The sequence below is a fragment of the Escherichia whittamii genome, assembly GCF_014836715.1.
GTDB lineage: Bacteria > Pseudomonadota > Gammaproteobacteria > Enterobacterales > Enterobacteriaceae > Escherichia > Escherichia whittamii.
Genome location: NZ_JACSQI010000001.1, coordinates 1 through 21,675 on the forward strand (window position 1 = coordinate 1; position 21,675 = coordinate 21,675).

General features: G+C 52.0%; 24 protein-coding genes. 9 read left to right on the top strand and 15 right to left on the bottom strand.

Translation table 11 applies throughout. The features are described 5' to 3' along the window. Nucleotides 1–295 precede the first annotated feature (295 nt). A complete protein-coding gene (gene gmhB, locus H9644_RS00005; RefSeq protein ID WP_064524942.1) occupies nt 296–868 on the bottom strand; it encodes a D-glycero-beta-D-manno-heptose 1,7-bisphosphate 7-phosphatase in 573 nt (190 codons plus the stop codon). A gap of 187 nt (nt 869–1,055) precedes the next feature. On the opposite strand from gmhB, the gene metN reads away from it, so the two are divergent. The 7 genes from metN to H9644_RS00040 all read left to right on the top strand — a co-directional run bounded on the left by metN (nt 1,056) and on the right by H9644_RS00040 (nt 7,519). Then, nucleotides 1,056–2,087 (top strand): methionine ABC transporter ATP-binding protein MetN, encoded by a 1,032-nt coding sequence (gene metN / locus H9644_RS00010; RefSeq protein ID WP_191772593.1) that lies wholly within the window; start codon nt 1,056–1,058, stop codon nt 2,085–2,087. Continuing rightward, on the top strand, nt 2,080–2,733 hold the full coding sequence (locus H9644_RS00015; protein WP_001294600.1) for a methionine ABC transporter permease MetI: 654 nt from the start codon (nt 2,080–2,082) through the stop codon (nt 2,731–2,733). The genes metN and H9644_RS00015 overlap by 8 nt, the downstream gene beginning before the upstream one ends. Before the next feature lie 39 nt (nt 2,734–2,772). Beyond that, nucleotides 2,773–3,588, top strand: a complete 816-nt coding sequence (gene metQ / locus H9644_RS00020; RefSeq protein ID WP_064524949.1) for a methionine ABC transporter substrate-binding lipoprotein MetQ — start codon at nt 2,773–2,775, stop codon at nt 3,586–3,588. A 117-nt stretch (nt 3,589–3,705) separates the two neighbouring features. Further along, nucleotides 3,706–4,110: an Rcs stress response system protein RcsF gene (gene rcsF, locus H9644_RS00025; protein WP_001202329.1), complete on the top strand. Its 405-nt coding sequence runs from the start codon at nt 3,706–3,708 to the stop codon at nt 4,108–4,110. Next, on the top strand, nt 4,107–4,814 hold the full coding sequence (tsaA, locus tag H9644_RS00030) for a tRNA (N6-threonylcarbamoyladenosine(37)-N6)-methyltransferase TrmO (protein WP_191772595.1): 708 nt from the start codon (nt 4,107–4,109) through the stop codon (nt 4,812–4,814). Before rcsF ends, tsaA begins: the two co-directional genes overlap by 4 nt. A gap of 110 nt (nt 4,815–4,924) precedes the next feature. After that, complete coding sequence (proS, locus tag H9644_RS00035) at nt 4,925–6,643, top strand: proline--tRNA ligase (protein ID WP_064524955.1); 1,719 nt, start codon at nt 4,925–4,927, stop codon at nt 6,641–6,643. 51 nt (nt 6,644–6,694) lie between these two features. Beyond that, on the top strand, nt 6,695–7,519 hold the full coding sequence (locus H9644_RS00040; RefSeq protein ID WP_191772597.1) for a YaeF family permuted papain-like enzyme: 825 nt from the start codon (nt 6,695–6,697) through the stop codon (nt 7,517–7,519). A gap of 155 nt (nt 7,520–7,674) precedes the next feature. On the opposite strand, the gene nlpE is transcribed toward H9644_RS00040, so the two are convergent. Genes nlpE through H9644_RS00055 form a run of 3 tightly spaced genes read right to left on the bottom strand, consistent with a single transcriptional unit; the run spans nt 7,675 to nt 9,363 of the window. After that, entirely contained in the window at nt 7,675–8,385 is a 711-nt protein-coding gene (gene nlpE, locus H9644_RS00045) for an envelope stress response activation lipoprotein NlpE (RefSeq protein ID WP_191772599.1), read from the bottom strand. A gap of 13 nt (nt 8,386–8,398) precedes the next feature. Further along, the gene (arfB, locus tag H9644_RS00050; protein WP_064524963.1) at nt 8,399–8,821 is read right to left on the bottom strand and encodes an alternative ribosome rescue aminoacyl-tRNA hydrolase ArfB; all 423 of its coding nucleotides are present in this window, start codon (nt 8,819–8,821) and stop codon (nt 8,399–8,401) included. Next, nucleotides 8,818–9,363: a YaeQ family protein gene (locus H9644_RS00055; protein WP_064524966.1), complete on the bottom strand. Its 546-nt coding sequence runs from the start codon at nt 9,361–9,363 to the stop codon at nt 8,818–8,820. The genes arfB and H9644_RS00055 overlap by 4 nt, the downstream gene beginning before the upstream one ends. Before the next feature lie 165 nt (nt 9,364–9,528). Between H9644_RS00055 and H9644_RS00060 the strand changes: the two genes are divergently transcribed. Continuing rightward, nucleotides 9,529–9,729: a YaeP family protein gene (locus tag H9644_RS00060; protein ID WP_000417058.1), complete on the top strand. Its 201-nt coding sequence runs from the start codon at nt 9,529–9,531 to the stop codon at nt 9,727–9,729. Next, nucleotides 9,716–9,976, top strand: a complete 261-nt coding sequence (rof, locus tag H9644_RS00065) for a Rho-binding antiterminator (RefSeq protein ID WP_064524969.1) — start codon at nt 9,716–9,718, stop codon at nt 9,974–9,976. The genes H9644_RS00060 and rof overlap by 14 nt, the downstream gene beginning before the upstream one ends. Nucleotides 9,977–10,028: 52 nt before the next feature. Here rof and tilS read toward each other — a convergent pair whose 3' ends face one another. The 11 genes from tilS to skp form a co-directional block, all read right to left on the bottom strand. Then, nucleotides 10,029–11,324: a tRNA lysidine(34) synthetase TilS gene (gene tilS, locus H9644_RS00070; protein WP_064524971.1), complete on the bottom strand. Its 1,296-nt coding sequence runs from the start codon at nt 11,322–11,324 to the stop codon at nt 10,029–10,031. A 64-nt stretch (nt 11,325–11,388) separates the two neighbouring features. Continuing rightward, a complete protein-coding gene (locus tag H9644_RS00075) occupies nt 11,389–11,778 on the bottom strand; it encodes a VOC family protein (protein WP_064524975.1) in 390 nt (129 codons plus the stop codon). A gap of 301 nt (nt 11,779–12,079) precedes the next feature. Continuing rightward, nucleotides 12,080–12,334: a DUF4282 domain-containing protein gene (locus tag H9644_RS00080; RefSeq protein ID WP_064524978.1), complete on the bottom strand. Its 255-nt coding sequence runs from the start codon at nt 12,332–12,334 to the stop codon at nt 12,080–12,082. Nucleotides 12,335–12,556: 222 nt separating this feature from the next. Next, a complete protein-coding gene (gene accA, locus H9644_RS00085; protein WP_064524979.1) occupies nt 12,557–13,516 on the bottom strand; it encodes an acetyl-CoA carboxylase carboxyl transferase subunit alpha in 960 nt (319 codons plus the stop codon). Between the two features lie 12 nt (nt 13,517–13,528). Further along, nucleotides 13,529–17,011, bottom strand: a complete 3,483-nt coding sequence (gene dnaE / locus H9644_RS00090; protein WP_064524982.1) for a DNA polymerase III subunit alpha — start codon at nt 17,009–17,011, stop codon at nt 13,529–13,531. A gap of 36 nt (nt 17,012–17,047) precedes the next feature. Then, nucleotides 17,048–17,644 (bottom strand): ribonuclease HII, encoded by a 597-nt coding sequence (gene rnhB / locus H9644_RS00095; RefSeq protein ID WP_064524984.1) that lies wholly within the window; start codon nt 17,642–17,644, stop codon nt 17,048–17,050. Continuing rightward, the gene (lpxB, locus tag H9644_RS00100) at nt 17,641–18,789 is read right to left on the bottom strand and encodes a lipid-A-disaccharide synthase (protein ID WP_191772601.1); all 1,149 of its coding nucleotides are present in this window, start codon (nt 18,787–18,789) and stop codon (nt 17,641–17,643) included. The genes rnhB and lpxB overlap by 4 nt, the downstream gene beginning before the upstream one ends. Further along, on the bottom strand, nt 18,789–19,577 hold the full coding sequence (gene lpxA, locus H9644_RS00105; protein WP_000565966.1) for an acyl-ACP--UDP-N-acetylglucosamine O-acyltransferase: 789 nt from the start codon (nt 19,575–19,577) through the stop codon (nt 18,789–18,791). Before lpxA ends, lpxB begins: the two co-directional genes overlap by 1 nt. Before the next feature lie 3 nt (nt 19,578–19,580). Then, nucleotides 19,581–20,036, bottom strand: a complete 456-nt coding sequence (gene fabZ, locus H9644_RS00110; RefSeq protein ID WP_000210739.1) for a 3-hydroxyacyl-ACP dehydratase FabZ — start codon at nt 20,034–20,036, stop codon at nt 19,581–19,583. Nucleotides 20,037–20,140: 104 nt separating this feature from the next. Continuing rightward, on the bottom strand, nt 20,141–21,166 hold the full coding sequence (gene lpxD / locus H9644_RS00115; RefSeq protein WP_064524990.1) for a UDP-3-O-(3-hydroxymyristoyl)glucosamine N-acyltransferase: 1,026 nt from the start codon (nt 21,164–21,166) through the stop codon (nt 20,141–20,143). Between the two features lie 3 nt (nt 21,167–21,169). Continuing rightward, on the bottom strand, nt 21,170–21,655 hold the full coding sequence (gene skp, locus H9644_RS00120) for a molecular chaperone Skp (protein ID WP_000758958.1): 486 nt from the start codon (nt 21,653–21,655) through the stop codon (nt 21,170–21,172). Nucleotides 21,656–21,675: the final 20 nt, after the last annotated feature.

Here is a 21,675-nt window from a genome sequence, read left to right on the forward strand (position 1 = left end):
TTTATCGTCTTGCGACGTTAAGAATCCGTATCTTCGAGTGCCCACACAGATTGTCTGATAAATTGTTAAAGAGCAGTTGCGACGCGCTTTAGCGCTCTGTCGCGAGGTGGCGTATATTACGCTTTCCTCTTTCAGAGTCAACCCTGAATTTCAGGATTTTTCTCTTCAACCGAACCAGCTAGTTGGTGTGAAGTGATTCACATCCGCCGTGTCGATGGAGGCGCATTATAGGGAGTCGATTCAGGAAGACAAGCGGAAAAATGCATTTTTGTTTCAACCGCTCACCTTTTAATCATTACGCCGGTTTTTGCTGCTTTTTTATCGCTTGCGGCAGGTCTGCCAGGCTATTTAGTACCCAATCCGCTGCGTTTTCTGCTTCAGGCGTAATAGATTTACCCGTACGTACCAATACTTTTGTTCCCACGTTCGCCGCAGCAGCTGCCTGCATATCTTCTAATTTATCGCCCACCATATAAGAAGCAGCCATATCAATATGCAAATAATCGCGTGCTGACAAAAGCATCCCCGGATGTGGTTTACGGCAATCGCAAACCTGCCGAAACTCTTCAACACTGCCCTGCGGATGATGCGGACAATAATAGATGCCATCCAGATCGACATCGCGGTCCGCCAGCGACCAGTCCATCCACTCGGTCAGCGTTTCAAACTGTGCTTCAGTAAATTTACCGCGTGCAATGCCAGACTGGTTGGTCACCACCACCAGCGCAAAGCCCATTTTTTTTAGCTCTCGCATGGCGTCAATGACGCCGTCGATAAATTCAAAGTTATCGATCTCATGAACATAGCCGTGATCGACATTAATAGTGCCGTCACGATCAAGAAAAATTGCGGGTACGCTCTTCGCCACCTTTTATAGCTCCTTAATAAGGCATGTGACGTTAGTATCGCATGTTTCGACCTGCAAGAAAGTGCTCTTCGCATAAACCTGATTGATTTAGACGTCTGGATGCCTTAACATCCATTTCATTGACGGCTTTGACCGTATCAGGCAGTCGAAATGCCACGACTAACTTAATGACGATAATAAATAATCAATGATAAAACTTTCCAATATCACCAAAGTGTTCCACCAGGGCACCCGCACCATCCAGGCGTTGAACAACGTCAGCCTGCATGTGCCAGCTGGACAAATTTATGGCGTTATCGGTGCCTCAGGCGCGGGTAAGAGTACGCTTATACGTTGTGTAAACCTGCTGGAGCGCCCAACCGAGGGTAGCGTGCTGGTCGATGGCCAGGAACTGACCACGCTGTCAGAATCTGAGCTGACCAAAGCACGCCGCCAGATTGGCATGATTTTCCAGCATTTTAACTTACTCTCTTCGCGTACTGTTTTTGGCAACGTGGCGCTGCCGCTGGAACTGGACAACACACCGAAAGATGAGATCAAACGTCGCGTAACAGAATTGCTGTCATTGGTTGGCCTTGGCGATAAGCATGATAGCTATCCGTCGAACCTTTCCGGTGGACAGAAACAGCGTGTGGCGATTGCCCGTGCCTTAGCCAGCAATCCTAAAGTGTTGCTGTGCGATGAAGCCACCAGTGCACTGGACCCGGCAACTACGCGTTCTATTCTCGAACTGTTGAAAGATATTAACCGCCGTCTGGGTTTGACTATTCTGTTGATCACCCACGAGATGGACGTTGTGAAGCGTATTTGTGATTGCGTGGCGGTCATCAGTAATGGTGAACTGATCGAGCAGGACAAGGTAAGTGAAGTGTTCTCGCATCCGAAAACACCGCTGGCGCAGAAATTTATTCAGTCGACTCTGCATCTGGATATCCCGGAAGATTATCAGGAACGTCTGCAAGCGGAGCCATTCGCAGACTGCGTGCCGATGCTGCGCCTGGAGTTTACCGGCCAGTCGGTCGATGCTCCGCTGCTTTCTGAAACCGCGCGTCGTTTCAACGTCAACAACAACATTATTAGCGCGCAGATGGATTACGCCGGTGGCGTTAAGTTCGGCATCATGCTGACCGAAATGCACGGTACACAACAAGATACGCAAGCCGCCATTACCTGGCTGCAAGAACACCATGTAAAAGTAGAGGTACTGGGTTATGTCTGAGCCGATGATGTGGCTGCTGGTTCGTGGCGTATGGGAAACGCTGGCAATGACCTTCGTATCCGGTTTTTTTGGGTTTGTGATTGGTCTGCCGGTTGGCGTCCTGCTTTATGTCACGCGTCCGGGGCAAATTATTGCTAACGCAAAGCTGTATCGTACCGTTTCTGCGATTGTGAACATTTTCCGTTCCATCCCGTTCATTATCTTGCTGGTATGGATGATTCCGTTTACTCGCGTTATTGTCGGTACATCAATTGGCTTGCAGGCAGCGATTGTTCCACTGACCGTTGGTGCAGCACCGTTTATTGCCCGTATGGTCGAGAACGCTCTGCTGGAGATCCCAACCGGGTTAATTGAAGCCTCCCGTGCAATGGGTGCCACGCCGATGCAAATCGTTCGTAAAGTGCTGTTGCCAGAAGCGCTGCCGGGTCTGGTGAATGCGGCAACAATCACCCTGATTACCCTGGTCGGTTATTCCGCGATGGGCGGCGCAGTCGGTGCCGGTGGGTTGGGTCAGATTGGCTATCAGTATGGCTACATCGGCTATAACGCGACGGTGATGAATACGGTACTGGTATTGCTGGTCATTCTGGTTTATTTAATTCAGTTCGCAGGCGACCGCATCGTCCGGGCTGTCACTCGCAAGTAACGTTCAACACAACATAAATAATTGAAGAAGGAATAAGCTATGGCGTTCAAATTCAAAACATTTGCGGCAGTGGGAGCCCTGATCGGATCACTGGCACTGGTAGGCTGCGGTCAGGATGAAAAAGATCCAAACCACATTAAAGTCGGCGTGATTGTTGGTGCCGAACAGCAGGTTGCAGAAGTCGCGCAGAAAGTTGCGAAAGACAAATATGGTCTGGACGTTGAGCTGGTTACCTTCAACGACTACGTTCTGCCGAACGAAGCATTAAGCAAAGGCGATATCGACGCCAACGCCTTCCAACACAAACCGTATCTTGATCAGCAACTGAAAGATCGTGGCTACAAGCTGGTAGCGATAGGCAATACTTTTGTTTATCCGATTGCTGGTTACTCCAAGAAGATCAAATCTCTGGATGAACTGCAGGATGGTTCGCAGGTTGCCGTTCCAAACGATCCAACTAACCTTGGCCGTTCGCTGCTGCTGCTGCAAAAAGTGGGCTTGATCAAACTGAAAGATGGTGTTGGTCTGTTACCAACCGTACTTGATGTTGTTGAAAACCCGAAGAATCTGAAAATTGTTGAGCTGGAAGCACCGCAGCTGCCGCGTTCTCTGGACGACGCGCAAATCGCTCTGGCAGTTATCAACACCACCTATGCCAGCCAGATTGGCCTGACTCCGGCGAAAGATGGCATCTTTGTAGAAGATAAAGATTCCCCGTACGTTAACCTGATCGTAACTCGTGAAGACAACAAAGACGCAGAGAACGTGAAGAAATTCGTCCAGGCTTATCAGTCTGATGAAGTCTACGAAGCGGCAAACAAAGTGTTTAACGGTGGCGCTGTTAAAGGCTGGTAATATTTAGGCTGTTTCCACAATTTGTAATATCATTCAGGACGGGCGCTTGCCCGTCTTGTCATTTTTACAAGCGCCTGATTCAATATTGACGTTTTGATCATACATTGAGGAAATACTATGCGTGCTTTACCGATCTGTTTAGTAGCACTCATGCTAAGCGGCTGTTCCATGTTAAGCAGATCCCCTGTCGAACCCGTTCAAAGCACTGCACCCCAGCCGAAAGCGGAGCCTGCAAAACCGAAAGCGCCGCGCGCCACGCCGGTCCGTATTTATACCAATGCAGAAGAATTAGTTGGCAAACCATTCCGCGATCTCGGTGAAGTCAGTGGCGACTCTTGCCAGGCCTCTAATCAGGACTCTCCGCCAAGTATCCCAACCGCACGTAAGCGGATGCAGATCAATGCCTCTAAAATGAAAGCCAATGCGGTATTACTGCATAGCTGCGAAGTCACCAGCGGTACGCCGGGCTGCTACCGTCAGGCTGTATGCATCGGTTCTGCGCTTAACATTACGGCGAAATGAGCAGTTTCCAGTTCGAGCAAATAGGCGTTATTCGCTCGCCCTATAAAGAAAAATTCGCCGTTCCACGCCAGCCAGGTCTGGTAAAAAGTGCTAACGGCGAACTGCATCTCATTGCTCCGTACAACCAGGCCGACGCCGTTCGCGGCCTGGAAGCATTCAGCCATTTATGGATACTTTTCGTCTTTCATCAAACGATGGAAGGCGGCTGGCGCCCAACTGTGCGTCCGCCTCGTCTTGGCGGTAATGCCAGAATGGGCGTTTTCGCCACACGCTCTACTTTCCGCCCTAACCCGATTGGTATGTCGCTGGTAGAGCTGAAAGAGGTTGTTTGCCATAAAGATAACGTGATTCTGAAGCTTGGCAGTCTGGATCTGGTAGATGGTACGCCGGTGGTGGATATCAAACCGTATCTCCCCTTTGCCGAATCGCTCCCCGATGCCAGCGCCAGCTATGCGCAAAGTGCGCCAGCAGCAGAGATGGCGGTGAGCTTTACCGCAGACGTCGAAAAGCAACTTTTGACGCTGGAGAAGCGTTATCCGCAGTTAACGCTGTTTATCCGCGAAGTACTGGCGCAGGATCCGCGTCCGGCCTATCGTAAAGGTGAGGAAACGGGCAAAACCTACGCCGTCTGGCTGCATGATTTTAATGTTCGCTGGCGAGTCACAGACGCTGGTTTTGAAGTCTTTGCGCTGGAACCGCGTTAAATTCGCGCCCTTCTCTTTTGACATTTCTTTTGCACTGGTAAACTAAATCACTTTTTTTGTCCCAGGCTCGCCTTGAGCCTGTTCTACCTTCCAACTGGAACCGTAACAACATGCGTACTAGCCAATACCTGCTCTCCACACTCAAGGAGACACCTGCCGACGCCGAGGTAATCAGCCATCAGCTGATGCTGCGCGCCGGGATGATCCGCAAGCTGGCCTCCGGGTTATACACCTGGCTGCCGACCGGCGTGCGCGTCCTGAAAAAAGTCGAAAACATCGTGCGTGAAGAGATGAACAACGCCGGTGCTATCGAGGTGTCGATGCCGGTGGTTCAGCCAGCCGATTTGTGGCAAGAGAGTGGTCGTTGGGAACAGTACGGTCCGGAACTGCTGCGTTTTGTTGACCGTGGCGAGCGTCCGTTCGTACTCGGCCCAACTCATGAAGAAGTGATTACCGACCTGATCCGTAACGAGCTGAGTTCTTACAAACAGCTACCGCTGAACTTCTATCAGATCCAGACCAAGTTCCGTGATGAAGTTCGTCCGCGTTTCGGCGTGATGCGTTCCCGCGAATTCCTGATGAAAGATGCTTACTCTTTCCACACTTCTCAGGAATCGCTGCAGGAAACCTACGATGCAATGTATGCGGCCTACAGCAAAATCTTCAGCCGTATGGGACTGGATTTCCGCGCCGTACAGGCCGACACCGGTTCTATCGGCGGCAGCGCCTCTCACGAATTCCAGGTGCTGGCACAGAGCGGTGAGGACGATGTGGTCTTCTCCGACACCTCAGACTACGCAGCAAACATTGAACTGGCAGAAGCTATAGCACCGAAAGAACCGCGCGCTGCTGCCACTCAGGAAATGACGCTGGTCGATACGCCGAACGCGAAAACCATCGCTGAACTGGTTGAACAGTTCAATCTGCCGATTGAGAAAACGGTTAAAACTCTGTTGGTTAAAGCCGTTGAAGGCAGCAGCTTCCCGCTGGTTGCGCTGCTGGTACGTGGCGACCACGAGCTGAACGAAGTTAAAGCAGAAAAACTGCCGCAGGTTGCAAGCCCGCTAACTTTCGCAACCGAAGAAGAAATTCGTGCTGTCGTTAAAGCAGGCCCTGGTTCGCTGGGTCCGGTAAACATGCCGATTCCGGTAGTGATTGACCGTACCGTTGCGGCGATGAGTGATTTTGCTGCTGGCGCTAACATCGACGGTAAACACTACTTCGGTATCAACTGGGACCGCGATGTCGCTACCCCGGAAGTTGCTGATATTCGTAACGTGGTCGCGGGCGATCCAAGCCCGGATGGTCAGGGTACGTTGCTTATCAAACGTGGTATCGAAGTCGGTCACATCTTCCAGTTGGGTACTAAATACTCCGAAGCACTGAAAGCCTCTGTTCAGGGTGAAGATGGCCGTAACCAAATCCTGACTATGGGTTGCTACGGTATCGGGGTAACGCGCGTAGTGGCTGCAGCGATTGAGCAGAACTACGACGAACGCGGCATTGTATGGCCTGACGCTATCGCACCGTTCCAGGTAGCGATTCTGCCAATGAATATGCACAAATCCTTCCGCGTACAGGAGCTGGCCGAGAAACTGTACAGCGAACTGCGTGCGCAGGGTATCGAAGTGCTGCTGGATGACCGTAAAGAGCGTCCGGGCGTGATGTTTGCTGATATGGAACTGATCGGTATTCCGCACACTATCGTGTTGGGCGACCGTAACCTCGACAACGACGATATCGAATACAAATACCGTCGTAACGGAGAGAAGCAGTTAATCAAGGTGGGTGACATCGTCGATTATCTGGTGAAACAGATTAAAGGCTGATGCCAAAAAGGGTCCTGATTTCAGGGCCCTTTTTTACATGGATTGTATAAAATGAATAAACCAAAGGCTCACTGCCGTCTGCTTCTCCCCTGCGTTCTTTTGCTTTCGGCCTGTACCGTTGATATCAGCCAGCCGGATTCATCAGCCACAGTGGTAGATGCCGAGGCGAAAACATGGGCTGTCAAATTCCAGCATCAAAGCTCTTTTACCGAACAAGCAATAATTGAAATAACCGAGCCTGACCTCAAACCAGGCGATTTGCTGTTCTCCTCAAGCCTTGGGGTAACCTCATTTGGTATCCGCGTCTTCAGCACTTCCTCTGTGAGCCACGTTGCAATCTATTTGGGTGATAATAACGTTACAGAAGCGACAGGAGATGGCGTCCAGATTGTTTCCCTTAAAAAAGCGATGAAGCATAGTGATAAGCTTTTCGCCTTACGAGTCCCGGACCTTACCCCTCAACAAGCCACAGATATCACCGCGTTCGCCAACAAAATCAAAGATAGCGGGTACAACTATCGCGGCATTGTCGAATTCATTCCATTTATGGTGACCCGCCAGATGTGCTCATTGAATCCGTTCTCCGCAGATTTTCGCCAACAGTGCGTCAGCGGCCTGGCGAAAGCGCAGTTAAGTAATGTTGGCGAAGGGGACAAAAAATCGTGGTTTTGTTCGGAATTTGTCACTGATGCATTTGCCAAAGCCGGGCATCCGCTTACGCTGGCGCAGTCAGGTTGGATTAGCCCTGCCGATCTGATGCATATGCGTACTGGTGATGTCTCTGCATTTAAGCCGGAAACACAGTTGCAGTATATTGGGCACCTGAAGCCAGGGATTTATATTAAAGCGAGCCGCTTAGTTGGGCTGACCCGGTGATAAAAGCCAGTCTCGAGCACAAAATGACAGATGCGGCGCGAACGCCTTATCCGACCTACAAAATCGTGCCAATTCAAAATGTTGCACTATATGCTGTAGGCCTGATAAGCGCAGCGCATCAGGAAATTTTTCGTTTATTTCTGTCTCATGACGAGTTACTGCCCCAGGCTACTGCAGTCCTGGTTCGGATAAAATTTACCCGCCGTATCGGGGACTAATACTTTGGTCGGCGTACCGGTGTCCGGGTTAGCCTCCAGCGTAAAGTGACCTTCTACTGACAATAACATGGGTTTTTCACTGCTGCCGCGAGCAGCCAGATAACCACGTTCCAGCTCTGCGTTATTTGCTACCACGAACCGCTTTCCTGTCGCGCAATCAGTAAAAGTCGCCGCATCAGCCATATAGAAATACATGCCACGCAGGGTCATCGGCGTCATTGGCATACTCGATTTTGCCGCTTCCAGCGTGTAATTGAACTGCGATTCAATCGGACTGCCTTCGCGATCGAGCATCTCCAGCGCATCCCCTTTCGCCCGATAATATGACTTTTCGCCTTTACTGTCGGTTAATACCAGCTTGTCGGCGGTTCGCGCCCATGTACCGTAGGATGCAAAGGATGAAGGTTCTTCACGAGCACCAAGATAGCGTTCGTTCATCACCCAGGTTCCGTCTTTTTCAAGAAACAGAGACGTTTCGATCCCTTCGCAATCGGCACACGGCAGTACGCCGCGCCAGCTTTGCGGCATCGGCTTCAGTTCAGCGGCCTGCGCCGGAGAAAGCGTATCGACTTCGGCCCGATTGTTACATCCCATCAGAGTAAAGAGGCTGATTACAGCCATCGCTGTCACTATCGCTTTTCTCACCATCCATTCCTTCTTTTTACTCCCGACCGCTGCGCACTTTTCCGCGCATCGCCTTCACGGTTGATTTTTGTGCCTTCGATGCCAGCCTGCGCTCTTTTGATGCGCGGGTGGGCCGCGTGGGTCGTCGGGCTTTTTGTTCTGTTGTTAATTCTTTAATCACTGCCACCAACCGGGCCAGCGCCGCTTCGCGGTTGAGCTCCTGGCTGCGGTATTCCTGCGCCTTAATGACAATCACTCCATCGCTGCTAATTAAATGATGGCTGGCGGCGAGCAGGCGCTCTTTGTAATAATCTGGCAGGCTGGACGCCCGAATGTCAAAACGCAGATGGATGGCCGTTGAGGTCTTATTGACATGCTGCCCGCCCGCGCCCTGCGCACGAATGGCGGTGATCTCAAGCTCGCCATCGGGGATAGCAACATGTCGGGAAATCACAATCATGAAGGTTGTTGCCAGCCGGTTAAGTTCACTTCCAGATTATTCTTATCATCCGATAACCAGATAACGCCATCCTGAATCGTTGCCTGCAGCGTCATGGTACGATCGGCAAAGGCGCTCACTTTTGCCAGTTGCTCGTCGTCCAGATACCAGACGGAAAGATTGGCAAACTGCGCACATTTACTCTGATTTTGCTGCCACCAGATTTGCGCCGCCCGACTATTATAGGTAAACAGAGCCACTTCTGCGGCCTGAGTGCAGGCTTTCTTAATCCGTCGCTCATCCGGCAGCCCCAGTTCAATCCACAAATCAATGCCCAGGTGATCGTTACGCAGCCACGCTTCCGGCTCATCATCGGCACACAAACCACGGGTAAATTGCAGACGTTCATCGGCATATTTCATCCACGCCAGCAAGCGCAGCATCATACGCTCCTGAGTTTCTGAAGGATGGCGAGCCAGCGTCAGAGATGCATCGAGAAACTGGTTACGGTCGAGATCGGCCACATTAACCGTCGCTTTATAAATTGTCGCTTTAAGCGCCATAAGAAAACTCCTTTCGAATCAGGAGGCCATTGTAACGGAATACGTGCAGTTGCGACGCTGATATTGCAGAAATGAGTGTGGTATAGTCACCTTGCGAAACAGGGTTTATCTTCGTAGGCTTAGACTTGCATCCACGGTTAAGTCAGAGTACTGACAGGAGGGCATGTGGAAAAATATTGTGAGTTAATACGCAAGCGGTACGCGGAAATCGCCAGCGGAGACTTAGGATACGTTCCGGACGCGCTGGGCTGCGTTTTGAAAGTGCTGAATGAAATGGCTGCCGACGACGCCCTTTCAGAAGCTGTCAGGGAAAAAGCGGCATACGCTGCTGCAAACTTACTGGTGAGCGATTATGTCAATGAATGAGACGTATCAACCAATCAATTGTGATGATTACGATAATCTTGAGCTCGCCTGCCAGCATCATTTATTGCTGACTCTTGAGCTGAAAGATGGCGAAAAATTGCAGGCGAAAGCCAGTGATTTAGTCTCTCGAAAAAATGTGGAATATCTGGTCGTCGAGGCCGCTGGCGAAACCCGCGAGCTACGTCTGGATAAAATTACCAGCTTTAGCCACCCGGAAATTGGTACGGTGGTGGTGAGCGAGTCCTGATTTACTTTTGCCGGATGCGACGTTTGATGCGTCTTATCCGGCTTTCACTTAACTAAACGTTTCTCTGCCAGACAAAACTTACACCGTTCTCATCTTCAGCCACACCTTCTTGCGTCACAAAAACCCCTGCCGCCGCAATTAGCGTTTCGCCATAAAACAGCAACGGCGTGGTGTCGCGCAACCACGGCGGCACGCCCAGTTCCTGCCAGATTTTCTTTAACTTACGCCCACCATTGCGCCCGACAATATGCAGCAATCCCGACGCTTTAAAACGCACGCTGACCGCTTCGTCTGCACGTGGCGGGCGAATTTCCCCGCCCGCAGTAAGCTGCACGCTACCCAGCCCCGCAGGTAATTCCAATGGCTGTTGCCACGCCTGCCACGGCACGATGGTTTCGCTTTGCCCTGTGACAGATTTAATCCACCACAGTTGCGACTGATAGCGGCGGATTTCAAACGCGCCAAATCGCAAGCAAGGAGAAGCGTCTTCCCGCGCCAGCGCCACTTCCTGCCAGATCCGCACCAGCGCGTCGCGGGAAGGCATTGGTGCATTCAGCCCTGCCAGCCAGCGGCGGATAATAGCCGCACGACGGGAGTCACTCATTGCCACCATTGGCGCAATCTTTAACGTTCCCTGTTGCGTTTGACAGTGCGTTAAATCATCCGCCAGCAGTTCATCCAGCAGGCACTCTTGTTCGGCGCAAAGTGCGGCGCTACGGGCCGTCGCTTCGGCAAAATGTGGCCAACGCTGCTGCAATAGCGGCACTACGCGCAGGCGCAGGAAGTTGCGATCATAGCTATCATCCTGGTTACTTTCGTCTTCAATCCAGCGTAAATCATGCTCACGCGCCCATTGCACCAGTTCTACCCGCGTGCGGGCGAGCAACGGGCGGATAAGCCGCGTTCCGGAAAATTTCGAGTCTTCCCCCATAGCCGAAAGCCCGGCAGGGCCGCTACCGCGCTTTAGCGCCAGCAGAAAAGTTTCACATTGATCGTTGAGATGTTGCGCAGTGACCAGTACTTCACCGGGCAACAAGGTGCGGGCAAATGCCTGATAACGCGCCTGCCGCGCCTGGGCCTCAATGCCTAACCCCTCTTGCGCAAGCTGCACACGCTCAACCACCAGCGGCACCTGCCACTGCTGACAGATATTTTCACAATGTTTCACCCAGGCATCAGCATTGGCACTTAAACCGTGATGCACATGGATAGCGCGCAAAGTGGCGTCCGGATTTTCAGCCCGCCACTGCACCAGTTGATGCAGCAAAACGGTGGAGTCAAGCCCGCCGCTAAAGGCCACCAGAATCTGGCGTGAGGTGAGAAGTTGAGTATTCAGTGTGAGTGTCATGATAGCGCGATTTTACAGTAGAGATGCCCGGCACGTTACCGGGCAAATGCGGTAATGGTAAGCCTTACTGCTCATACAGTTCCAGCGGCAGCCCATCCGGATCGTTAAAGAACGTGAAGCGTTTTTGCGTGTATGGGTCGACACGTATGGCTTCACATTTCACGTTGTTGCTTTTCAGGTGCGCCACTGCCGTATCGATATCATCAACGCTAAAAGCCAGATGGCGCAGGCCACAAGCTTCCGGTCGGCTGGGTCGTTCCGGCGGGAACGGAAATGAGAAAAGCTCAATCACGTACTGCCCGTTAAGTGCCAAATCCCCTTTCCACGAATCTCGCTCTTCGCGATAGACTTCGCTTTGCAGCGTGAAGCCGAGGATGTCGCAGTAAAACGCTTTGCTCACCGCATAATCCGTCGCAATAATCGCAATATGGTGAACCTGTTTTAAACCCAACATAGAATCTCCTGCATTGATATGATCCGCACGTGCATCGCTATATATTGATAATACGCACAAATTACAGGAAAGATGAATCAGACATTTATACTCGTCATACTTCAAGCTGCATGTGCTGCGTCTGCGGGTTACTCGGCCTGAGGCCTCGCCCTTTCAGGGCCAACGCAAGCGTTGTTCAAAACGCCCCTGCCGTTTTGTCCTGCAACTCGAATTATTTAGAGTATACTCTGATTTTAAAACAACATCTCAAACGCCTGTAATAGTGGTTGAGATGCGGTTTGGTGAGGCGCTTTGTGGGGGATTACTCTACGCTATTCTTGCTAACACTCTCGGCAATGCGGCGCAAATATTCGTTATTCTTAAACGCTATCATAATTAATTCGAAAGTCATACGACAGCTTATAAGACCAATGACGGTATAAGCTAACCCTAAGATAATGTTTCCGCTAAATATGGAGAAGACACCGCCTATCAGTGTCAGCACCATAGCCAGCCAGTAAAAAAACACCAGCACATGCGGCATAAGAAGACGATCAAATCCTAAAAGTGCTTTCATATTTTATCCTTAAAAATTCTATGAGCCTGATAAATTTATATTATTTTTAACCACTGTGTATATTGGTATATGCCTCCGAAATCGGAGTTATCAACATGAGTTCAAGAATTTTTGGGCTGGGGAAAATGAAAGTAAGATTATCTAAATGTATTTATAATATGACTAAATAAACTACATATAAAAAAAGGCCACCGAAGTGACCCTTTTCAGAACATTTGCTGATTACGCGTAACCGTAGCTCATCAGGCGCTGATAACGACGATTTTTTAAATCTTCAGGGCTTAACACGTCAAGATCGGCCAGATCCGCCAGCAGCTGTGCTTTCAGAGACGCAGCCATCGCTTCCGGATTACGGTGAGCGCCGCCCAGCGGTTCCGGGATAATGGAGTCAATCAGTTTCAGTTCTTTCAGACGCGGAGCGATGATACCCATCGCTTCAGCCGCCAGCGGCGCTTTATCGGCGCTCTTCCACAGAATGGACGCACAACCTTCCGGCGAGATAACGGAATAAGTGCTGTACTGCAGCATATTCACTTTATCGCCCACGCCAATCGCCAGTGCACCACCAGAACCACCTTCACCGATAACGGTACAAATAGTCGGTACGCTAAGGCGAGACATTTCACGCAGGTTGCGCGCGATGGCTTCAGACTGACCGCGTTCTTCTGCGCCCACGCCCGGATAAGCCCCAGGAGTATCGATAAAGGTGATGATAGGCATCTTAAAGCGTTCAGCCATTTGCATCAGACGCAGTGCTTTGCGGTAACCTTCTGGCGCTGGCATACCAAAGTTACGGCGAATTTTTTCTTTGGTTTCACGACCTTTTTGATGACCAATGATCATCACCGGACGACCATCGAGACGGGCGATACCACCGACGATAGCTTTATCGTCTGCATACGCGCGGTCGCCAGCCAGTTCGTCAAATTCATCAAATGCCAGGCGAACGTAATCCAGGGTATAAGGGCGCTGTGGATGGCGTGCCAGTTGCGCAATCTGCCATGCACCGAGATCGGCGAAGATTTTACGCGTCAGTTCTACGCTTTTTTCACGCAGACGATGCACTTCTTCATCGATGTTAATATCCAGTTTCTCATCCTGGCGGCTAACCGCAGTCAGAGAATCGATTTTCGCTTCCAGCTCTGCAATCGGCTGTTCAAAATCAAGGAAATTCAGACTCATAGTATTCCTGTATTAGTCAAACTCCAGTTCCACCTGCTCCGAACCAATGAGGCCACGGAGATCGTTTAGTAAACGATCGCTCGGAGAGACACGCCACGTCGCGCCAAAACGCAACCGCGCGCGTGCATCCGCCCTCTGATAGTAGAGATGTACTGGAATTGTCCCAGAGCGGTGGGGTTCCAGAGACTGACGGAGTCGGTTTAAAAGCTGGTCATCAATTTGCCTGTCCGTCAGCGAGATAGCAAGCCCGCGAGCATATTTTTCCCGAGCTTCGTCAATATCCATCACTTCGCGAGCGGTCATTTTAAGCCCACCGCTGAAGTCATCAAAGCTGACCTGTCCGCTGACGATAAGTATGCGGTCTTTTTCCAGCAATTGCTGGTATTTATCCAGGGCGTCAGTAAACAACATGACTTCCAGACGCCCGGAACGGTCATCCAGCGTGCAGATACCGATACGATTGCCGCGCTTGGTGACCATAACCCGCGCAGCAACAACGAGCCCCGCAGCCGTGGTGACTTTACCACGTTCTGTCGGGTGCATGTCTTTCAGCCTTACGCCTCCGACATAACGCTCAATCTCTTTTAAATACTGGTTGATAGGGTGTCCCGTCAGGTACAGACCTAACGTTTCGCGCTCCCCATCTAACACCACCTGCTCCGGCCACGGCTGGCAGCTGGCGTAGGATTGTTCAATTTGCTCAGGCTCTTCGGCCAGCACGCCGAACATATCGGCCTGACCGATGGCTTCTGCTTTCGCGTGTTGATCAGCCGCTTTTAACGCATCGCCCAGCGAGTTCATCAGCGCCGCGCGGTGTGGCCCAAGACGGTCAAACGCCCCGGACATGATCAGTTTTTCCAGCACTCGCCGGTTTAACTTTTTGGTGTCGGTACGGGCGCAGAGATCAAACAGTTCGCGGAAGTAGCCGCCTTTATTACGGGCTTCGATGATGGCCTCAATCGGACCTTCCCCTACCCCTTTGATAGCGCCAATACCATACACGATTTCGCCGTCATCGTTGACATGGAAATGATAAAGGCCGGAGTTTATATCTGGCGGCAGGATTTTCAGCCCCATCCGCCAGCACTCATCCACCAGGCCAACCACCTTCTCGGTATTATCCATATCGGCGGTCATTACGGCCGCCATAAACTCTGCCGGATAGTGTGCTTTCAGCCACAACGTTTGATATGACACCAAAGCATAGGCCGCGGAGTGCGATTTGTTAAATCCATAACCGGCGAACTTCTCCACCAGGTCGAAGATTTTCATCGCCAGTTCGGCGTTGATCCCGTTTTTTTCTGCACCTTCGGCAAACACCGAACGCTGCTTGGCCATCTCTTCCGGCTTTTTCTTACCCATCGCACGACGCAACATATCCGCACCGCCGAGGGTATAACCAGAAAGCACCTGGGCAATCTGCATGACCTGTTCCTGATACAGGATAATGCCGTAAGTCGGCTCCAGCACCGGTTTCAGGCTTTCATGCTGCCACTGCACGTCCGGGTAGGAGATCTCTTCACGGCCATGTTTGCGGTCGATAAAGTTATCCACCATCCCCGATTGCAGCGGCCCCGGGCGGAACAGCGCCACCAGGGCTATCATATCTTCGAAGCAGTCAGGTTGCAGACGCTTGATCAGGTCTTTCATGCCGCGCGATTCAAGCTGGAATACCGCCGTGGTTTCCGAGCGTTGCAGCATGTCGAAACTTTTCTTGTCATCCAGCGGGATCGCGGCGATATCCAGTGGCGGCTCGCCATTCTTTGCTCGCCGCTTGTTGATCATCTCCAGCGCCCAGTTGATGATGGTGAGCGTACGCAGGCCAAGGAAGTCGAACTTCACCAGCCCGGCGTATTCAACGTCGCTTTTATCAAACTGGGTGACCGGATGTTTGCCCTCTTCATCGCAATAAAGCGGCGCAAAATCGGTAATTTTAGTCGGCGCGATAACCACCCCACCGGCGTGTTTACCGGCGTTACGGGTGACCCCTTCCAGTTTGCGCGCCATGTCGATCAGCGCCTTAACTTCTTCGTCCGCTTCGTAGATCTCCGGCAGCTGCGGCTCTGCTTCAAACGCTTTCGCCAGCGTCATTCCCGGATCGGGCGGGATCAATTTCGAGATACGGTCGACAAAGCCGTACGGATGCCCCAGCACGCGGCCTACGTCGCGGATCACCGCTTTCGCTGCCATCGTACCGAAGGTGATGATCTGCGATACCGCATCGCGACCGTACATGTCCGCCACGTGTTCGATAACCTGGTCGCGTTTCTCCATGCAGAAGTCGACGTCGAAGTCAGGCATAGAGACACGTTCCGGGTTAAGGAAGCGTTCGAACAGCAGGTCAAACTCCAGCGGATCGAGGTCAGTGATTTTCAGCGCGTAGGCCACCAGTGACCCCGCACCGGAACCACGGCCTGGCCCTACCGGTACGCCGTTATCCTTCGACCACTGAATAAACTCCATAACGATAAGGAAGTAGCCGGGGAAGCCCATCTGGTTGATAACCTGAAGTTCAGTCTCCAGACGTTCATCATATTCCGGGCGGCGCTTGAGACGTTCTTCCTCGTCAGGGAATAAAAATGCCAGACGCTCTTCCAGCCCCTCTTTCGCCCGCTTGACCAGATAATCTTCGGTACTCATATCCCCGGTAGGGAACTGCGGCAGGAAGTATTCACCCAGACGCACAGTCACGTTACAACGTTTGGCGATCTCAACGGTGTTGGCAAGGGCTTCCGGGATGTCGGCAAACAGCTCGCACATCTCCTCTTCGCTACGCATATATTGCTGCGGCGAATAGTTACGCGGGCGTTTGGGATCGTCGAGAGTAAAGCCATCATGAATGGCGACGCGGATTTCATGCGCGTCAAAGTCGCTACTGTCGATAAAGCGCACGTCGTTGGTCGCCACGACGGGCAAACCGCGTGCTTCCGCCAGTTCCACCGCCGCGTGCAGATAGCTTTCTTCGTCCGGTCTACCGGTGCGGATCAGTTCGAGGAAATAGCGATCCGGGAAGTGCTCTTCATAAAACGCTACGCACTCGTCCACCAGTGCGCCGTTACCACGCAAAAGGCTGCGCCCAACGTCGCCCATGCGCCCGCCGGAAAGGAGGATCAGCCCTTCGTTTAATTCGATAAGCCAGTTGCGATCGATGATCGGCCCGGCAGCACCGTAACCGCGCTGATACGCTTTTGAGATCAGCAACGTCAGATTCTGATAGCCGGTATTGTTCGCCGCCAGTACCGTCAGGTGGGTTAATTCATCCCCCAGCAGTTCGCTCTGGACATTAAAATCCGCCCCGACGATGGGCTTAATCCCTGCGCCATGTCCCGCTCCGTAGAACTTCACCAGACCGCAAAGGTTGGTGAAATCGGTGATCGCCAGTGCAGGCATACCCAACGCCGCCGCCTTTTTTACCAGCGGCGCGGTTTTGGCCAGGCCATCGATCATCGAGTAGTCGCTGTGCACCCGCAGGTGTACGAAACGTGGTTCAGACATCTTCAGATTCCGGTTTACTTAATCTCGACACAAGAATCAGGACGCAAGTCCCAGTGCGCGTTTGACAGGGCCAAAGCTGCGCCGATGGTGTTCGGTCGCGCCGTGTTCGGCCAGTTTTTCCAGATGAAAAGCGGTTGGATACCCTTTGTGTTGGGCAAAACCATATTGTGGATAAACGATGTCCAGCGCCGCCAATTCAGCGTCGCGCGTCACTTTCGCCAGGATAGACGCAGCGCTGATCTCTGGCACACGGCTGTCGCCTTTCACCACTGCCATCGACGGCATCGGCAATTTCGGACAGCGGTTGCCATCAACCAACACATATTCCGGCGCAATATGCAGCCCCGCAACCGCACGCTGCATCGCCAGCATGGTCGCGTGTAGAATATTTAGTTTGTCGATTTCATGAGGTTCCGCGCGGCCCAGACTCCAGCTTAACGCCTTCTCTTTGATCTCTTCGTAGAGCGCCAGACGGCGTTTTTCACTCAGCTTTTTAGAATCATTTAGCCCGACTATCGGGCGCGCCGGGTCGAGGATCACGGCAGCGGTAACGACCGCGCCAACCAACGGCCCGCGCCCAACTTCATCCACACCCGCAACCAGGTTCGTGTGCGGATAGACAAATTCGATCATTGTGCTAACTCCAGAACGGCTTGTGCCGCCTGCTCATCGGCATTGCAGCGGATCTGCTGATGCAGTTCGCGGAAAGTGTCGTGCATCGCATGGCTGGTTTTTCCGTTCGCCAACAGCGGTAACAGCGCCGCAGCCAGTTTTTGCGGCTCACACTCTTCCTGCAATAACTCTTTGACTAACTCTCTGCCCGCCAGCAAATTTGGCAGAGAGACATAATCAGTTTTCACCAGCCGTTTCGCCAGCCAGAAAGTAAAAGGCTTCATGCGATATCCCACTACCATCGGGCATTTCGCCAGCATGCACTCCAGTGCTGCCGTACCCGACGCCAGTAACGCCGCATCGCTGGCGACCATCGCCTCACAGCCCATTCCATCCAGCAGATGAACCGAAAGGTCTGGCGCGACTTCAGCTTTGATGCGTTCAAACTGCTCGCGGCGTTTGGCATTCACCAACGGCACCACGATCTCGAGATCCGGATATGTCTGGCGCAAAAGCAGCGCCGTTTTCAGGAAATCGGCACTAAGCATCTCCACTTCCGCGCCACGACTGCCAGGCAACAACGCCAGACAGTGGGCATCGTGAGAGATCCCCAGCACATCACGGGCGGTGTTTTTATCTGGATCTAACGGCATGGCATCAGCCATGGTGTGGCCGATAAAACGGCACGGCACGTTATATTTGTCGTAAAACGCTTTTTCGAAAGGCAGAAATGCGAGCACCAGATCGGTGGCTCTGCCTATTTTGAAAACGCGTTTCTGTCGCCACGCCCAGACGGACGGACTGACATAATGAATGGTTTTGATACCCTGCTTTTTAAGGTTACCTTCGAGGGTAATATTGAAGTCAGGCGCATCAATGCCAACAAAAACATCTGGCTTCAGTTCGCCAAAACGCTTTGTCAGATCGGCACGAATATGCAGTAAGCGACGCAGACGACCGAGCACTTCCACAATGCCCATCACCGCCAGCTCTTCCATTTCGTACCAGGCTTCGCAGCCTTCGGCCTGCATCCGTGGCCCGGCAACACCAACAAAGCGGGCATTGGGCACACGTTCTTTCAGAGCGCGGATTAAACCGGCCCCCAGGATATCGCCGGAGGTTTCTCCGGCGACCAGGGCAATCGTTAATGGACGCTGTTCAGTCATTAACGAATCAGACCGCGCGTTGAGCGTGCAAAGAAATCGGTAAAAGCTTTCACTTCCGGATACGTTTCCGCAAGTTCAGCAATTTCCGGTTTCACTTCATCGAGCGTTTTACCGCTGCGATAAATCAGCTTATACGCATTGCGGATAGCGGTAATCGCCTCGCGGCTGAATCCGCGGCGCTTCAGCCCTTCGATGTTGACACCGAATGGCGTTGCGTGGTTACCCTGCGCAATGACATAAGGAGGGACGTCCTGCGCCACACCGGAGCAGCCGCCAACCATCACGTGCGCACCAATGATGCAGAACTGATGGACTGCGGTCATGCCGCCGATGATCGCGAAGTCGTCTACCGATACGTGCCCCGCCAGCGTTGCGTTGTTGGCGAGAATACAGCGGTTACCTACCGTACAATCGTGCGCAATGTGCGCGTTGATCATCAGTAAGTTGTCGCTGCCCACCTTCGTCAATCCACCGCCCTGGACTGTGCCACGATGAATGGTGACGCTTTCGCGAATGCGGTTACGATCGCCGATTTCCACGCGGGTCGGTTCGCCAGCATATTTCAGATCCTGGTTAACTTCACCGATGGAGGCGAACTGATAAATCTCATTGTCGCGGCCAATTTTAGTATGACCATTCACGACAACGTGAGATTTCAGTACGGTACCCTCACCAATTTCGACATGGGGTCCAACGATACAAAAAGGACCAATGTGGGCGTTGGCGCCAATCGACGCACCTTCTTCCACAATGGCGGTTGGATGCACAAAGGCGGATTTATCAATCACGTATCAGGCCTCCCGGCTACGAGCACACATCATCGTTGCTTCGCAAACTACTTTACCGTCGACCAGAGCAACCCCTTTAAAACGGGTCAGGCCGCGGCGCGTTTTTTCGAAAGTGACTTCCATGATCATTTGATCGCCAGGCACAACCGGGCGCTTGAAGCGCGCTTCGTCAATACCAGCGAAATAGTACAGCTCGCCCGGTTCCAGTTTTCCTACGCTTTTAAACGCCAGAATACCTGTTGCCTGTGCCATAGCTTCCAGAATCAGCACACCCGGGAAAATCGGTTTTCCAGGAAAATGCCCCTGGAAGAATGGCTCATTGACAGAGACATTTTTTACTGCGCGCAGAAAACGACCTTCTTCAAAATCCAGCACGCGATCCACCAGTAAGAACGGGAAACGGTGCGGCAGAAGTTCTAAAATCTCTTCAATCTGCAGAGTATGAGTGTTAGTAGTCAAGATACTCTTCCTGTCAAAATATAAGAAACGACAATAATAACACGGCCTGCCGCAATCGTAAGAATGAGACAGGCCGTAAAGTTTGGCGAACAAAAGATGGAACGTTAGTCTTGTTGATTAACCTTGCGCTCAAGCGATTTCAGACGCTTGCTCATATCATCAATGTTCATCACCAGTGCAGCGGTTTTGCGCCAGACTTTGTTGGGTTGCAGCGGAATGCCTGAGGAATAGACGCCTGGTTCAGTGATGGGACGCATCACCATACCCATGCCCGTAACCGTCACTTTGTCGCATATTTCCATATGCCCGTTGATTACGCTGGCTCCGCCGATCATGCAGTAACGACCAATTTTCAGGCTGCCCGCCATAATGACGCCACCGGCAACCGCCGTATTGTCGCCAATCACGACGTTATGTGCAATCTGGCACTGGTTATCAATGATCACACCATTGCCGATCACAGTGTCATCCAGCGCGCCGCGATCGATGGTGGTACACGCGCCGATCTCCACGCGATCGCCAATAATTACGCGACCAATCTGCGGGATCTTCACCCAGTTACCACGATCGTTGGCATAGCCAAAGCCGTCTGCGCCTACCACGGTTCCGGATTGGATCAGGCAATTCTGACCAATCTGGATCTCATGGTAAATCGTCACGTTCGCCCAAAGACGCGAACCTGCACCGATTTTGCTGTTTTTACCAACGAAGCAACCGGCGCCGATAACCACGTTATCGCCCAATTCAACGCCGGACTCAATCACCGCGTTCGCGCCAATCGATACGTTGTTACCCAGCTTCGCCGTTGCGTCGATCACTGCACTCGGTGCAATGTTTTGCGCAGGCTGTGGCGTGGTATCTAAAATTTGCGCCATGCGCGCGTAAGTCAGGTAGGGATTCTTCACTACCAGCGCGGCACTTTTCGCGAAAGGGAGATCGTCCTGGGTCATTACAACCGCAGACGCCTGGCACAAGCCTAAATGTTCACGGTATTTAGGATTAACCATGAACGTGATGTGACCTGTTTGTGCAGATTGCATGGACGCAACGCCGGTGATGACGATATCGCCATCACCGTGTAGTTCTGCATCCAACTGCTGCGCTAAATCAGCCAGTCGAATTGAAGGCATTACTTATTTAACCTGTTTCAGTACGTCAGCAGTGATGTCTTTTACATCGCTGCTGTTGTAAGCAACGGCGTTTGCATCAACAACCAGATCGATGCTCTGGCTGCTGGCAACGGATTTCACAGCAGTCTGGATACGAGTAACCAGTTTACCGCGTTCTTCGTTGGAACGACGCGCGCGATCCTGCTCAAAAGCCTGCGCTTTCTGAGCAAAAGTCTGGCGTTGAGCCATCACGTCTTTTTCCAGCTTAGTGCGATCGCTGCCGGCTTTCATGGACTGCAGCTTTTTCATTTTAGCTTGCAGATCAGTTTCCATACGCTGCAGTTCGCTGGCACGGCCTTTGAACTCATTTTCCAGCGTGTTAGAAACACCGGTTTTCTGTGCTACCTGCTGAAACAGGCTGCCCATATTGACGATTGCAATTTTGTCAGCCGCCTGAGCAGAAGTTGCCAGTGCTAAACCCAGACCTGCCGCTAATAACCACTTTTTCACAATAAACTCCTTACCATCCC

Excerpts from the sequence above, each read along its gene's own strand:
- metN (WP_191772593.1), top strand. The coding sequence starts at position 1,056 with ATGATAAAACTTTCCAATATCACCAAAGTGTTCCACCAGGGCACCCGC.
- H9644_RS00015 (WP_001294600.1), top strand. The coding sequence starts at position 2,080 with ATGTCTGAGCCGATGATGTGGCTGCTGGTTCGTGGCGTATGGGAAACG.
- metQ (WP_064524949.1), top strand. The coding sequence starts at position 2,773 with ATGGCGTTCAAATTCAAAACATTTGCGGCAGTGGGAGCCCTGATCGGA.
- rcsF (WP_001202329.1), top strand. The coding sequence starts at position 3,706 with ATGCGTGCTTTACCGATCTGTTTAGTAGCACTCATGCTAAGCGGCTGT.
- tsaA (WP_191772595.1), top strand. The coding sequence starts at position 4,107 with ATGAGCAGTTTCCAGTTCGAGCAAATAGGCGTTATTCGCTCGCCCTAT.
- proS (WP_064524955.1), top strand. The coding sequence starts at position 4,925 with ATGCGTACTAGCCAATACCTGCTCTCCACACTCAAGGAGACACCTGCC.
- H9644_RS00040 (WP_191772597.1), top strand. The coding sequence starts at position 6,695 with ATGAATAAACCAAAGGCTCACTGCCGTCTGCTTCTCCCCTGCGTTCTT.
- nlpE (WP_191772599.1), bottom strand. The coding sequence starts at position 8,385 with ATGGTGAGAAAAGCGATAGTGACAGCGATGGCTGTAATCAGCCTCTTT.
- arfB (WP_064524963.1), bottom strand. The coding sequence starts at position 8,821 with ATGATTGTGATTTCCCGACATGTTGCTATCCCCGATGGCGAGCTTGAG.
- H9644_RS00055 (WP_064524966.1), bottom strand. The coding sequence starts at position 9,363 with ATGGCGCTTAAAGCGACAATTTATAAAGCGACGGTTAATGTGGCCGAT.
- rof (WP_064524969.1), top strand. The coding sequence starts at position 9,716 with ATGTCAATGAATGAGACGTATCAACCAATCAATTGTGATGATTACGAT.
- tilS (WP_064524971.1), bottom strand. The coding sequence starts at position 11,324 with ATGACACTCACACTGAATACTCAACTTCTCACCTCACGCCAGATTCTG.
- H9644_RS00075 (WP_064524975.1), bottom strand. The coding sequence starts at position 11,778 with ATGTTGGGTTTAAAACAGGTTCACCATATTGCGATTATTGCGACGGAT.
- H9644_RS00080 (WP_064524978.1), bottom strand. The coding sequence starts at position 12,334 with ATGAAAGCACTTTTAGGATTTGATCGTCTTCTTATGCCGCATGTGCTG.
- accA (WP_064524979.1), bottom strand. The coding sequence starts at position 13,516 with ATGAGTCTGAATTTCCTTGATTTTGAACAGCCGATTGCAGAGCTGGAA.
- dnaE (WP_064524982.1), bottom strand. The coding sequence starts at position 17,011 with ATGTCTGAACCACGTTTCGTACACCTGCGGGTGCACAGCGACTACTCG.
- rnhB (WP_064524984.1), bottom strand. The coding sequence starts at position 17,644 with ATGATCGAATTTGTCTATCCGCACACGAACCTGGTTGCGGGTGTGGAT.
- lpxB (WP_191772601.1), bottom strand. The coding sequence starts at position 18,789 with ATGACTGAACAGCGTCCATTAACGATTGCCCTGGTCGCCGGAGAAACC.
- lpxD (WP_064524990.1), bottom strand. The coding sequence starts at position 21,166 with ATGCCTTCAATTCGACTGGCTGATTTAGCGCAGCAGTTGGATGCAGAA.